The organism is Marivita sp. (genome assembly GCF_017643905.1).
In the GTDB taxonomy this organism is placed as follows: domain Bacteria; phylum Pseudomonadota; class Alphaproteobacteria; order Rhodobacterales; family Rhodobacteraceae; genus Marivita.
Genome location: NZ_JAEPMO010000130.1, coordinates 1 through 11,999 on the forward strand (window position 1 = coordinate 1; position 11,999 = coordinate 11,999).

Sequence of the window (11,999 nt, forward strand, 5' to 3'; positions counted from 1 at the left end):
GGATCGAAGCGGGGCATGGCGGGTCTCCTCGGGCCTCGGAAGCCTCAGCATACCTCACTGGCACGTAAGAACAAAGAGCGAACCAACACGATTTGCTGACACCGCCACTACTCCTCTATCCTCACTGCAGTTCCAGACGCGACAAGCATTAGCATTGTAGACCCTGTTGCAGCCAATTCGACATAATCCAAATCAACCCCAACTACAGCATTAGCACCAACCAAGTGCGCTTCCCGCTTCAGTTCATACAGGACAGTATTACGGGCATCTCGCATGGTACTTTGAACAGCCTCAGACCGACCACCAACAAAATTGCGCACCCCTGCAAACAGGTCTTTAAAGATATTCATCCCATAAGCACATTCAGCCGTGATTATCGTAATACGTTCTTGAATGTTTATGTCAGGCTGAGACTCTGTGGTGATTAAGATAGCTTCAATCTCAGCATCAGTCTCGATACGCTCAAGATAAGCCTGTTTCTCTTCAGGACTGCTATTCTCAACCAACTCTTGATAATGGCAACCACTACACAGACCACTGTATCCAGCCTCTAAGAAACCAAACTTCTTGCCACATTTTGTGCAGTTGGCCATCAAATCACCTCAATAAGAAATCTTCATTCAAGCGGGAATTCTCCTACTTGCGCCATCTAACAGCTGTTCCACTTACAGCGACCATCATCATATTGACCGAACTTCCGGTACTGATCGAATGATAATCAATGTCCACTGATATAACAGCATCCGCACCAAGCTTTGCAGCCTTCAGACGCAGGTCCTCAAAGGCTACCTCTCTTGCTTCTTCAAGTGTGTTCTGAACTGTGCCAGAGCGGCCCCCGAATATGTCTCGAACATTCGCCAAAACGTCTTTGAAAATATTCATTCCTAACACAACCTCTGTAGCAACAATGTCGATGCGCTCCACTTCACCCACAAAGGCTTCCGTTGTCAGAGGTAGATGTTTGGCCGCTTCTTTTGCCCTCTTGAACGCTAGGGCTTCTTCCTTCTTTTGATCATCCGACTTGGAAGCTTCAGCAAGTTCCAAAGCTTTACGGCATGAAGGGCATAGCCCCTCTTTGACCTCGAAGATACCAAAACCGGATTTTTTGCAGTTCCTACACGTTGCCATCAAATATGCCTTTAGCCTTTTGGTCTTTGGTAGCCTTCGCAACTAGCATAGCGTCATCAGAGCCACCCACAAACAGTATCTGAAATTATACAGCCGCCTTGGCCTTGCAGCCACTACAGCGAAGCTGAGGCACCGTGATAGCCTGCTGTCGCATCTACATCAGACAGACGCGCTTCCCACTCAAGACGGCCTATTAGGGGCTGGACTGCTAGGAGAGTATTGTAGCCACAGACCTCTTAGCGCGGTAGCGCGTCGCCCGAACGGGCTTGTGGAGGTAACCGACAGGTGGTTGTTCGAGATGCTGCCAAGCTGGGTCATTTTCCGGAGGCAACCTCAGATGGATGGAATCGGCGGTCTTGAAAACCGTTGGGTCTCGGACAGAAGCCACACTTAATGCGGGAAAAGGTGTGGTAAACGTGTGTGGTTGACGTGTGTGGTCAAAATTTCCTACGCTGTTATTTCTTCAGTTTTAACAATCAGTTAGAGGTAACTAAAGAAATTGGCGGAGGGAGCCAACCTGGCACCCAACTCTCTCCCGTGCCAGAGGTAGCCATTTCGGGCTTGAGCGAAACTCTGCGCGACGTTTTTTCAGTTGATTGGGCGCGCTTCCTGACCCGGTTCGGTAGCCTGAGACGTCGTGCTAGAGGGGATCAGCAGGAGAGGAAGGGCGCCGTCACGTCGAGAGCCCGAGTTTGGCGTCGGCGATCCGCAGCCCTGGGCGCTTTTTGCCTTCCCTGAGAGGGGTGCCAAAATGTAAGCGAGGCCCATCACTTTGACATAGCGGCATTTTTTTAAACGCCGTGGTGGAGCCCGGCAAGATGAATTCGACCATATCCCTCCGTCTGGTCTTCTTGAACCAGTTCTTCATGCCGCGGCACAACGCGCAACTGAGACTGCTGAAAGCCCAGATCGCGATCTTGCGGGCCCGCATCCCGACGCAGCGGATAATCCTGTCGCCGGCCGAGAAGCCCGAGCTGCTGCGTCTCGGGGAAGAATGCGGGCACGATATCGACGGGCTGATGGAAGTGGCCAAGCCCGCGACCTACAAGCGTTGGCTCGCCCAGATGCGTGATGGACGCCCCTTTCAGTCTGTAGGGCGGCCGCGCCTGACGCAGGAACTGCGCGACGTTGTCATCCGCATCGGGTCTCAAAATCTTCTATGGGGTTACAAGCGGATCGCGGGCGAGCTGAAAAAGCTGGGGCTCTACGCTGGTGCCAATTCCGTCAAGCGCATCCTGAACGAGGCGGGCATCCACCCAAGCCCAGAACGGCGCAAGAAAAAGCCTGCCCTGCCGTGGACCACCTTCATCCGGGCGCACATGGAAACCATGGTCGCGTGCGACTTCTTCTCGAAGACCGTGTTTACGCTGCGTGGGCCGAGGACGGCCTATGTGCTGATGTTCATCCATCTCGGCAGCCGCCGCGTCTTCTGCAGCGCGCCGACCTTTTCCCCGGACTCGGCGTGGGTCACCCAGCAGGCCCGCAACACGTTGATGTGGTGCGAAGAACAAGGCATCACGCCGGACTTCCTGATCCGCGATGCCGACACCAAATTCAGCGCTAGCTTCGATGCCGTCTGGGAGTCGGAGGCCGCGCGGGTGATCCAGATCCCGCACAGGGCGCCCGACGCAAACGCATTCGCGGAATCCTTCATCGGCACGATCAAGCGCGAATGCCTAGATTTTTTATCTGCTTCAGCCAGTCCCAGCTCGATTACATCCTGCGGACCTGGGTGCGCCACTACAATGTCGAGCGCCCGCATCGTGGGCGGAATATTGGGAACAACGTGCTGCAAGTCGATTTCAGGCCCGTGCGGGACGGCCCAATCCGGCGCAATCGGCAGCTCGGCGGAATTGTCACATCCTACACCCGCGACGCGGCGTGAATTTCTGAACCAACAGAATGAGTAACAGCTTCAGAACGATCTTGCCGAGCTTCGTCACGGACTATAAATAATCACTCCAAGTCAGAGTGATGGCGCAACGTATACATTTTGGCACCCCTCTCAGATAGCGCCAAAGTCGCTCGGCACAGCAAGCGACCGAGACAGGCGGAACTTGCGAGCCGAAGTGATCGGTTTGAACCGCTTTATTGCGTCAACCTGACCAGCCGGCCAAACGCAGGATGCCCCCCCGAGAGCATAAAGAGCGAACAGCGTGCTGCCCCTGTTTGCAGCAGCATTACGGTGCGGTTGCGAGCATAAAACGATGGTCGCCCGGTTGGCACCCTCCGGGCGGATGACGTCAGTGCTACGCTGGACATCGCGCTAGCAGCATCGGGCTGCGACAGCGTCGCGGTGCGCCACAAGCCCCGGCTTCTGAGCGACAACGGCCCTTGTTACATTGCGGATGACCTGGCCAAATACCTCGGCAAACATGGCATGGATCACGTTCGCGGTGCGCCCAACCACCCGCAGACGCAAGGCAAGATCGAGCGCTGGCACCAGACGCTGAAGAACCGCATTCTGCTGGAAAACTATTTCCTGCAAGGCGAGCTCGAAGCTGCCATCGCCGCCTTCGTCGAGTACTACAACAACCACCGCTACCACGAGAGTCTCGGCAATCTGACCCCCGCCGATGTCTACTTCGGGCGCGGGCCGGCAATCTTGGCAGAAAGAGAGAAGATCAAAGCGTAGACCATTCAGAACCGCCGCTTGATCCATCAGCGCCAAGCAGCTTAACATCAACCAACAGAGCCGGAGCCCTCCAGACCAAAATCACGCCACTTGTTCGAAATTATTCGACGACGGACACACTATGAAGATTGACCCCCGGCAACTGGAGATGCTCGCCGCCATAGTCGATGGCGGTGGGCTGTCCGAGGGAGCAGCAGCCCTTGGCAAGACTCAACCAAGCCTGTCCCGCTCGGTTTCAGAGCTTGAAAAGCGGATCGGCGTGGCCCTGTTTGAACCCGGCAAACGCCCGCTCCAACCAACCGAGTTCTGCCTGCGGTTGGTGCAATACGGTCGGTCCGTGCGGCAGGCAGGAGATGCGGCGAGCGACTTTGTTGTCCGGTTCAAGCGCGGTCAGGCCGGTGCGCTTAGGCTGGCTGGGCCGCCAATTTTCATGGACGGTGTCGTCTCGCCAATTCTTGCCGCGTTCCAGTCTGAATATCCCGGCATTCGGATCGATCAAAGCTATGGGTATGTCCAAAAGATTCTCGATGGGCTGGCGTCAGACAAACTTGACGTCGGGATCGTGCCCATCAGGGCGACCCAAGTGCCTGACACAATCGACGCAACACAAGTGCTGCCGGGGCGAAACGTGATCGCTTGCCGAACCGGGCACCCTTTGTCGCTTATGGCAGGCCTTGATCCATCCGCCATTGCACAACACTCATGGATAGCACCGCCGCCGGACAGCCCACTCTATCACGATCTGCGCAATGTTCTGGATCGGATCGGGGTGAAAGACATCAAGGTCAGTTTTTCGGGCGGCTCGCTGGCATCGGTCTTGAACATCCTGCACGAGTCCGATGCGCTCACGGTTTTGCCCTACTCGGTTGTGTACCGGCTTAGGCGGCAAAATACGCTGGCAGCACTGCCAATTCCGATCGGGGATCCGGACAGGCACCTTTGTGTTTTGACCTCCAAGAGCGGGCCAGAGTTTCCCGCACGCAAGCGTCTTTTGCAGTACCTTGGGACCGAAATGGCCGCGTTGCGAGACTTGATGGACCTAGAAACAAGGCGCGCATCGTCGTCTTAGGTTGCCAAGCACAACTTACCAGATTGGTAACTTAATCTGCAGCCTTTCGAACCTGCCTGCGCCGCAACCTCGCTAAGCTTCTTTCAACAATGGGAGCGGGGACTTGGGCTGACATGCCACATAAGTCAAACAAGCAGCGTGTTCTTTTCGGACAAAACATCCGCGAGACGCTCTCGGATGAAGTTGCTCGTCTTGGGCGTTCCCGTGCCCTGATCTTGTCGACACCCGCGCAATCTTCATCGGCTCTCGACGTGGCGGCCCTTCTGAATGGGCAGTCGGCTGGCGTGTTTTCACGCGCAGCCATGCACACCCCGATTGAGGTCACGAAAGAGGCGCTTGACCACGTAACGGAAGTTAGAGCCGACTGTCTCGTAGCAATCGGCGGCGGCTCGACCACAGGCCTGGGAAAGGCCATCGCCTTGCGCACGGACCTGCCACAAATTGTTGTGCCAACCACCTATGCGGGCAGCGAGGCGACACCGATCCTTGGCCAGACCGAAGATGGGATCAAGACGACATTGACGGATCCAAAGGTCCTGCCGGAGGTTGTCCTATACGACCCGGAATTGGTGGCGACACTGCCGGTTGCGATGACCGTCACTTCGGCGCTCAACGCCATCGCCCACGCAGCTGAAGCTCTTTATGCCGAAGACCGTACCGAGGACAGCACCGCGCTTGCGATCGAAGGGATCGAGACGTTTACCAATTCCTTGCCCCGTGTTCTTGACACGCCCGGCGATCTCGCGGCCCGCGCGGATACGCAACGGGGCGCATGGGCCTGCGGCGCCGTCTTGGGGCAGGTCGGAATGGCTCTGCATCACAAGCTTTGCCACACGCTCTGTGGTGCGTTTGATTTGCCGCATGCAGAGACCCACGCGATCATCCTGCCCCATGCCGTCCACTACAATGCAGCGGCGGTCCCAGACCAATTGGCGCCCATCGTCGACATCCTGGGCGGCGATGCGCCGGGCCCGGCGCTTTGGCAGTTTGCGAAGGCGATGCAAGCCCCTCTGGCCCTGCGCGCTCTGGGATTGAGCGAAAAAGACCTTGATCGTGCCGCCGATCTTGCAACGCAAAACCCGTACTGGAACCCGCGTGAGATAACGCGCGCTGGAATTCTCACCCTGTTGCAATCCGCTTGGCGCGGCGAGGCCCCCCAATGAACCTGCAAGACCCGAAACGGAGATTGGTATGACTGCACCCAATCACAGCCTGCCAAAGGCCTATTTCACCGAAGAAGACAGCGCGGCTGTTGTCACGGGTCAGAACATCAATGCCAAGGATGCGCGCCTGAGTGAGGTGATGGATGTCATCACGCATCACCTGCATGCCGCCGTCAAAGAGATCGAGCCGACGCAGGAAGAGTGGTTTCATGCGATCCAGTTTCTGACCGCGACAGGTCACAAATGCGACGACTGGCGGCAGGAATTCATCCTGTTATCGGATGTGCTCGGTGTGTCGATGCTGGTAGATGCCATCAACTCGCGCCGGCCCAAAGGCGCGTCCGAGAACACTGTTCTGGGGCCGTTCCACGTTGCAGACGCACCGGAATACCCGATGGGCACGAACATCTGCCTCGACGCCAAAGGCGAAGACATGGTGGTCCGCGGTCGGGTTCTGGACGTGGATGGGAACCCACTTGAGGGCGTTAAGATTGACGTCTGGCAGGCCAATGACGAAGGCTTCTACGACGTTCAGCAGAAAGGCCTTCAGCCCGAATTCAATCTGCGCGGAGTGTTTCGGACCGGGGCTGATGGCAGCTATTGGTTCAAGGCGGTCCGGCCCAAGCACTATTCGATCCCAGCTGATGGTCCTGTCGGGGCTCTGCTGGACGGGCTTGGTCGCCACCCCTGGAGGCCTGCGCATCTTCATTACATCATTTCAAAGGACGGCTTTGACACCGTCACAACGCATATCTTCGACCCCGACGATCCCTACATCGACAACGATGCAGTCTTCGGCGTCAAGGAAAGCCTGATCGCGGCATTCGATAAGATCGAAGACCCCGCCAAGATCGCGAAAATGGGCTTTGGCGGAACCTATTACTGGAATGTGGATTTCGACTTCGTCCTCGCCCCAAAGGCAGCCACATGAGCACGCCTTGCATCATATGTGTGGCCATCACCGGGTCTTTGCCGCGCAAAAGCATGAACCCGGCGGTGCCCATCACAGTGACTGAACAGGTCGAGAGTACGCATGAAGCATTTGAAGCAGGTGCCACGATTTGCCACGCGCATGTCCGCAATGATGACGAGACCCCCTCCAGTGATCCGGAGAAATTCGCGCGTCTCAAGGAAGGGCTTGAAAAGCACTGCCCGGGCATGATCCTGCAGTTCTCGACCGGAGGACGGTCGGGGGCCGGCAAAGAGCGCGGCGGGATGCTTCACCTGCGGCCTGACATGGCATCGCTCAGCGTGGGATCGAACAATTTCCCGACCCGTGTGTACGAAAATCCCCCCGATCTGGTCGATTGGCTGGCGTCAGAGATGCGCGCCCACGACATCAAACCGGAGATCGAAGCGTTTGACCTCAGCCATATTCTGAAGGCCGCCGAGATGCATCGCGCGGGTGCAATCAAGGATGTGCCATACGTCCGGTTTGTGATGGGCGTGAAAAACGCCATGCCAGCCGACGCCGAGGTCTTTGATTTCTACGTGAAGACAGTCGCACGTCACTTCCTAGGCGCACCGTGGTGCGCTGCGGGCATCGGACGTCACCAAAGCGAATTGAATGCTTGGGCCATTGCTGCCGGAGGTCATGCGCGGACGGGCCTTGAGGACAATATCCGGCTCGATCGCAACACCCTTGCCCCGTCTAACGCAGCCCTAGTCCGGCGGACTGCACAGATTTGCACTGAACATGACCGACCGGTCGCGACCGCCCAGCAAGCCCGCGAGATTTTGGGCCTTCGGGCCGCGTGAAAGGAGACTTGACAATGCTCGACACAGATACCCTCGACAACGAAGCCCGTGACGCCGCCGCCGCGTTTCAGGCGCGCGCGCTCACAGCAGACGACACGACGCTGCAACTGCTCTTCACCGAAGCGCGCACGCATTACGGCTGGCAGGACAGCGACGTCTCCGACGAGACGCTTCGGGCGCTTTACGAGATTGCCAAGATGGGCCCGACCTCGATGAACCAACAGCCGATGCGGGTGATTTTTGTCCGCTCAGAGGCCGCCAAGGACCGGCTCGAGCCGGCCCTTTTCGAAGGCAACCGCCCCAAGATGCGCAGCGCACCGGTGACCGCCATCATCGCCTACGATCTGAACTTCTGGGAAGAGTTGCCAAACGTCTTTCCGCCCAATCCGCAGGCGCAAGACATCTTCAAGAACAACGCCACCGCTGCGCAGGTCAATGCGTTCCGCAATGGCACTTTGCAGGGGGCCTATTTCATGCTGGCCGCCCGTGCCGTTGGTCTGGACGTCGGCGGCATGTCAGGGTTCGACAATGCCAAATTGGATGAAGAGTTCTTCCACGGCACCTCGCTCAAATCGAACTTCCTCGTGAACCTCGGCTACGCCGACACATCCAAGATCTTTCGCCGTCTGCCACGGCTGGCCTTCGATCAGGTCTGCGAGACGCTTTGAGATCCGGGCAACTGCCCAAAGAGAGCAATAACCAAAATGACTGATATCTGGGAGGAAACCATGAAAACAACATTTGCCGCGCTGACACTCAGCGCTCTCGCAGTCACGGCGCAGGCCGAGACCTATGAGCTCACCATGGCGTCAAGCCACCCGACGGTTCTGCCGTGGGTCGGCCAACTGTCCACGCTTGTCGTTGCCGAAACGAATACCCGGCTTGAAGCGATGGGGTCCGAGGATCGCGTCGAATGGACAGAGGCGTATGGCGGATCGCTTTATGGCTTCAAGGATACGCTGGAGGCTGTCGGAGACGGTCTGACCGATGCGGGTTGGGTCGGCACGCTTTGGGAAGGCTCCAAGATGCCCTTGCAGAACGTGACCTATTTCACGCCTTTCGTGTCTGATGATCTGGTCGGCACGCTGAAGATCATGAACCAGCTCCACCGCGACCTGCCAGAACTGCAGGCGGCGTGGGACGATCAAAACGTGGTCTTCTTGGGGGCCAGCGGGGTCGAGACTTATCACCTCATGACCAACTTCCCGGTCAACTCTCTAGCCGACCTTCAAGGGCGGAAGATCCTCGCGCCGGGCCCTTCAGCGAACTGGATTGCACACCTTGGAGCAGTCCCGGTCGATGGCGCTTTGCCGACCTACTACAACCAGATCCAGACCGGCGTCGCTGATGGTGTGGTTGTGATCCTCACCGGTGCTTTCCCGAACAAGCACTACGAGGTTGCCCCATACGTCACCCTCGTGGGGATCGGCGCGCACATGACGGGGGGGCTAGGTATCAACAAGGATGTCTGGGACGGTCTGTCGGATGACGTGCGCCAGGTGCTAACCGAACTCGGAGAGGAATACACCGTCGTCCATGCCGAAGAAGTCATGGAGCGCTACGAGACCTTCTTGGCCAAATTGCCCGAGGTCGGTGCGACCGTCACCGAACTTCCCGAGGCTGACATCGCAGCCTGGGCAGAAACGCTTCCGAACCTTGCCGCCGACTGGGTCGCCGCGAATGAAGACGATGGTGCGGCGACAGTCCTGTCGGCCTACATGGACGCCGTCAAAGCTGCTGGCCTCAATCCGCGGATCGACTGGTCGGCGCGCTGATCCATCGCGCAGGATAGCGGATATGCTGACGTCTTCCTCCTTTCGTCGCGGTACAAACAAAACGGTGAGCGCAGTCTCCGCGCTCACCGGGTTTGTCAGCGGCGCGGCCTCGATCTGGATCTTTTGCCTGATGCTGCTGATCTGCGCAGATATCATCGGCAGGTCCGTCTTCAACGCCCCAGTACAGGGCGTGGCCGAGATCGTCGCCAACTCGATCGTTGCAATCGTGTTCCTTCAGGCCGCCCATGCCTTGATGTGTGGGCGGATGACCCGGACAGACTTGCTGATTGGATGGCTCGAGGAAGAACGCCCCTTTGCGGCCGGTGTGATGCGTATCGCTTTTCACATCGCAGGAGCAGCGGTCTTTTTACTGATCGCGGAGGGCACGTGGCCCAAACTGGTCGACGCCTGGGTCGAAGAAGAATTCTTTGGCGCTCAAGGCGTGTTCACCGCCCCGGTTTGGCCGATCAAGGCCTGCCTGTTCTTCGGCGCGCTCCTCACCGCGCTGGCCTTTGTCGTACAGGCTTTGAAGGACGTGAAAGATGTCGCCAATGAGGGCCGCGTCGCACCGCTGAAAGTGCGGCATACCGTGCTGGCGAAACCGAAGGGGTGGGTATTTCTGGCCGCGCTCTTCCTGATCGTCGCCGCGGGCTACGGCGTGTTCTGGGCCGATCTTGGACGCATCCAGATCGGGCTTGTTGCCATCGGGTTCATGCTGCTCCTGATCTTTTCCGGCGCGCATATCGCCGTTGTTCTGATTCTGCTCAGCTTCCTGGGGATCTGGCTCATTCGCGACAACCCAAAGGTCGCTATGCGCTCGCTTGCCCTCGCCGCTGACGGGGCGATCAACCGCTATCTGTTCGGAGTCGTGCCGCTTTTTGTGCTGATGGGCCTGATCGTTGACGCTGCTGACATCGGACGCGACGCCTACCGCGTGGCGGCCTGGCTACTGCAAAAGATCCGGGGCGGGCTTGGCATCGCAACAGTGGCCGCCAACGCCGTCTTCGCCTCCATTACAGGCATCTCAATAGCCTCTGCTGCCGTCTTCAGCCGGGTCGCTGTTCCGCAGATGGTGGCCAATGGCTACAACAGCCGTTTTGCACTTGGCGTGGTCGCCGGGTCTTCGGTGCTGGGAATGTTGATCCCGCCGAGCCTGCTACTGATCATATACGGCGTTCTCGCCGAGCAATCTGTTGGCTCCCTGTTCCTTGCCGCCATCGTACCGGGCGGAATTCTGGCGCTGGTCTTTGGTATCGGCATCTACCTGATGGCAACCCTACGACCGCGCATGGTGATGCAATCTGACCGCCAGTTAGAGATCACCGGTGAAACATGGACTACCGCCGCGCAAAAACTGTTTCCCATCGTGACCTTGGTCTTGATTGTTCTGGGCGGCATCTATTCCGGCTTTTTCACGCCCACCGAAGCAGGCGCCGCTGGTGCCGCTGCCGCAATCCTCGTGGCACTTGCCAAAGGCAGCCTGACATGGGCTAAATTCTGGCGCGTGCTGGTCGACACCGGTCTTGTGTCGGTGTCGATCCTGATGCTGATCATCGCCGCATCGATGTATTCGCGGATGTTGACCCTCTCGACGATCCCGCAGGAAACCACGCAGTTCTTCGCCTCCATGGGGCTGGGGCTGATGGGGTTCATGATGATCTACCTCGTGCTGGTGATCATCATGGGTATGATCCTCGACAGCACGTCGATCATGCTCATCCTTCTGCCCCTCTGCCTGCCCATCGTGACCGAACTGGGCGGCAATCTGATCTGGTTCGGGATCGTCACCGTAATTGCCGTGGAAATCGGCCTGCTGACACCGCCTTTCGGGCTCACGGTCTATGTCGTCAAAGCGACAATCTCGGATCGCAACACCACCTTGGGCGACATTTTCACGGGTACGTTTCCGTTTGTCGTCATGATGACGATTGTCACGCTTTTACTGACATTCGTGCCTGCTTTGAGCTTGGTGTTCGAATAGCGGCGTCCGGGATTAGCAAAATTCGCGGGGCAAACGAGTTTCGAACTCGCAGGGCTTTTCGCCAGGTGCCTCGATTCGTCCGCAGCCTGAGAATGCCCAAGTACCGAGGTCCACCCTCCTTGAACCTGGCATCGTCCACAGAGCGCTTCTGAGCAGGTAAGACGGCAAGAGCGCCTCGGTCCTTGGGCCGGTGCTCCCAAACAAAAATGGCCGCCACATGTATAGAGGTCCTATGAACTCCGGGGCGTTTCTGACGCGCAGGGGGCCAATTTAGGGCCCCCCCCTTTCCGGGAGGGAGGGGTTTGGGGAGCGAAGGTTCTCAGTAACCCCCGGTGGGTGTGTGGCGTGTCACCATCAGGGGACATCTGAACGCAGCAACGAACGCGGCAATGGTTTGGGATTACAAATGACAAAGCCCCCCGGCTGGGAGGCTTAAGTAATTGATATTGTACTCTTAAACGGTGGTTGCGGGGGTAGGATTTGAACCTAC

At 57.8% G+C, this 11,999-nt stretch carries 10 protein-coding genes and 1 pseudogene; 9 read left to right on the forward strand and 2 right to left on the reverse strand.

From position 1 onward, the window contains the following. Window positions 1–107: 107 nt before the first annotated feature. Window positions 108–593 carry a YbjQ family protein gene (locus tag JJ869_RS17955; RefSeq protein ID WP_292269148.1) on the reverse strand — a complete coding sequence of 162 codons (486 nt, stop codon included), beginning with the start codon at window positions 591–593 and terminating at the stop codon, window positions 108–110. A 43-nt stretch (window positions 594–636) separates the two neighbouring features. Then, a complete protein-coding gene (locus JJ869_RS17960) occupies window positions 637–1,128 on the reverse strand; it encodes a YbjQ family protein (protein ID WP_292269149.1) in 492 nt (163 codons plus the stop codon). Between the two features lie 818 nt (window positions 1,129–1,946). Here JJ869_RS17960 and JJ869_RS17965 point away from each other — a divergent pair. From JJ869_RS17965 to JJ869_RS18005, 9 genes and pseudogenes are all read left to right on the forward strand, one after another. After that, a complete protein-coding gene (locus JJ869_RS17965) occupies window positions 1,947–3,038 on the forward strand; it encodes an integrase (RefSeq protein WP_292269151.1) in 1,092 nt (363 codons plus the stop codon). A 314-nt stretch (window positions 3,039–3,352) separates the two neighbouring features. After that, window positions 3,353–3,763 (forward strand): annotated as a pseudogene (locus tag JJ869_RS17970) (integrase core domain-containing protein); the annotation flags it as partial. 121 nt (window positions 3,764–3,884) lie between these two features. Further along, the gene (locus JJ869_RS17975) at window positions 3,885–4,832 is read left to right on the forward strand and encodes a LysR family transcriptional regulator (protein WP_292269153.1); all 948 of its coding nucleotides are present in this window, start codon (window positions 3,885–3,887) and stop codon (window positions 4,830–4,832) included. 113 nt (window positions 4,833–4,945) lie between these two features. Then, window positions 4,946–5,995 (forward strand): maleylacetate reductase, encoded by a 1,050-nt coding sequence (locus tag JJ869_RS17980; protein ID WP_292269155.1) that lies wholly within the window; start codon window positions 4,946–4,948, stop codon window positions 5,993–5,995. A gap of 28 nt (window positions 5,996–6,023) precedes the next feature. Then, window positions 6,024–6,926 carry an intradiol ring-cleavage dioxygenase gene (locus JJ869_RS17985; RefSeq protein ID WP_292269156.1) on the forward strand — a complete coding sequence of 301 codons (903 nt, stop codon included), beginning with the start codon at window positions 6,024–6,026 and terminating at the stop codon, window positions 6,924–6,926. Continuing rightward, entirely contained in the window at window positions 6,923–7,753 is an 831-nt protein-coding gene (locus tag JJ869_RS17990) for a 3-keto-5-aminohexanoate cleavage protein (RefSeq protein ID WP_292269159.1), read from the forward strand. Before JJ869_RS17985 ends, JJ869_RS17990 begins: the two co-directional genes overlap by 4 nt. A 14-nt stretch (window positions 7,754–7,767) precedes the next feature. After that, window positions 7,768–8,421 carry a malonic semialdehyde reductase gene (locus JJ869_RS17995; RefSeq protein ID WP_292269161.1) on the forward strand — a complete coding sequence of 218 codons (654 nt, stop codon included), beginning with the start codon at window positions 7,768–7,770 and terminating at the stop codon, window positions 8,419–8,421. Between the two features lie 60 nt (window positions 8,422–8,481). After that, entirely contained in the window at window positions 8,482–9,528 is a 1,047-nt protein-coding gene (locus JJ869_RS18000; RefSeq protein ID WP_292269164.1) for a C4-dicarboxylate TRAP transporter substrate-binding protein, read from the forward strand. Window positions 9,529–9,550: 22 nt separating this feature from the next. Next, entirely contained in the window at window positions 9,551–11,509 is a 1,959-nt protein-coding gene (locus tag JJ869_RS18005) for a TRAP transporter large permease subunit (protein ID WP_292269167.1), read from the forward strand. The last annotated feature ends 490 nt before the right edge of the window (window positions 11,510–11,999 follow it).

Excerpts from the sequence above, each read along its gene's own strand:
- JJ869_RS18000 (WP_292269164.1), top strand. The coding sequence starts at position 8,482 with ATGAAAACAACATTTGCCGCGCTGACACTCAGCGCTCTCGCAGTCACG.
- JJ869_RS17995 (WP_292269161.1), top strand. The coding sequence starts at position 7,768 with ATGCTCGACACAGATACCCTCGACAACGAAGCCCGTGACGCCGCCGCC.
- JJ869_RS17965 (WP_292269151.1), top strand. The coding sequence starts at position 1,947 with ATGAATTCGACCATATCCCTCCGTCTGGTCTTCTTGAACCAGTTCTTC.
- JJ869_RS17980 (WP_292269155.1), top strand. The coding sequence starts at position 4,946 with ATGCCACATAAGTCAAACAAGCAGCGTGTTCTTTTCGGACAAAACATC.
- JJ869_RS17990 (WP_292269159.1), top strand. The coding sequence starts at position 6,923 with ATGAGCACGCCTTGCATCATATGTGTGGCCATCACCGGGTCTTTGCCG.
- JJ869_RS17985 (WP_292269156.1), top strand. The coding sequence starts at position 6,024 with ATGACTGCACCCAATCACAGCCTGCCAAAGGCCTATTTCACCGAAGAA.
- JJ869_RS17975 (WP_292269153.1), top strand. The coding sequence starts at position 3,885 with ATGAAGATTGACCCCCGGCAACTGGAGATGCTCGCCGCCATAGTCGAT.
- JJ869_RS17955 (WP_292269148.1), bottom strand. The coding sequence starts at position 593 with ATGGCCAACTGCACAAAATGTGGCAAGAAGTTTGGTTTCTTAGAGGCT.
- JJ869_RS17960 (WP_292269149.1), bottom strand. The coding sequence starts at position 1,128 with ATGGCAACGTGTAGGAACTGCAAAAAATCCGGTTTTGGTATCTTCGAG.
- JJ869_RS18005 (WP_292269167.1), top strand. The coding sequence starts at position 9,551 with ATGCTGACGTCTTCCTCCTTTCGTCGCGGTACAAACAAAACGGTGAGC.